At 35.0% G+C, this 779-nt stretch carries 1 protein-coding gene; it reads right to left on the bottom strand.

Translation table 11 applies throughout. From position 1 onward, the window contains the following. Positions 1-50: 50 nt before the first annotated feature. The gene (locus tag A1D25_RS01790; RefSeq protein ID WP_157394013.1) at positions 51-638 is read right to left on the bottom strand and encodes an FMN-dependent NADH-azoreductase; all 588 of its coding nucleotides are present in this window, start codon (positions 636-638) and stop codon (positions 51-53) included. Positions 639-779 lie beyond the last annotated feature (141 nt).

Genomic DNA, 779 nt, shown 5'->3' with positions numbered 1-779 from the left:
ATAGTTGCTGATTTACCCATAACCCCTTCACCTTTTTGTAGATATTGTGCTTATAATCCTTTTGCTAAGCGATCTAATTCTGCTTTTGCAGATTGTTGTGCTTTTTCAACCGCTTCTGGACCAAAACCAAGTGCTTCTGCATACACAAATTCAACATCAGTAATACCGATAAAACCTAGGAAAGTTTGAACATAGGCTTTAACTAAGTCAGTTGGTTTGTCTTTATGTAAACCACCTGTGGTTAAAATCACAATGGCTTTTTTACCTTTTACTAAACCTTCAGGGCCTTCAGCAGTATATTGGAAAGTCACACCTGAACGGGCAATGTAATCAAAGTAGCTTTTCAATTGTGCTGGTACGCTGAAGTTGTACATTGGGGCATTGATCACAACAACATCGGTATTTTTAATTTCAGCCACTAATTCATTTGATAGGGCTAATAATTTTTTCTGTTCTTCGGTCGCAGGTTCACCACGAGTTGCCGCTGCTGCATCGCCTGTGAAATAAGGTAATGGTTGCTGAACTAAATCACGAGTAGTAATTTCTGCGTTTAGCTGTTGTGTGAAGTAATCACTTAATAGATTTGATTGTGAATGTTCTGCAAGAATGCTTGATTTTAAAACTAATACTTTTTTCATATAAACCTCTTCAAATAGGGAATTGCAAAATAGAAAGATAGTCTATTATGTATTTTTTATTCAATAAATAGGGTAAATGTGAAAAGAGTATTTACCCTAAATAAACAATAAGATTTAATAAGTTTCAGACTGATGACAAAC

The sequence above is a fragment of the Ursidibacter arcticus genome (assembly GCF_009761375.1).
GTDB lineage: Bacteria > Pseudomonadota > Gammaproteobacteria > Enterobacterales > Pasteurellaceae > Ursidibacter > Ursidibacter arcticus.
Note: the sequence above shows the minus strand (reverse complement) of the source record. Positions and strands in the feature narration are given on the sequence as shown.

Bases quoted from the DNA above. Each gene is read 5' to 3' on its own strand.
- A1D25_RS01790 (WP_157394013.1), bottom strand. From the start codon at position 638: ATGAAAAAAGTATTAGTTTTAAAATCAAGCATTCTTGCAGAACATTCA.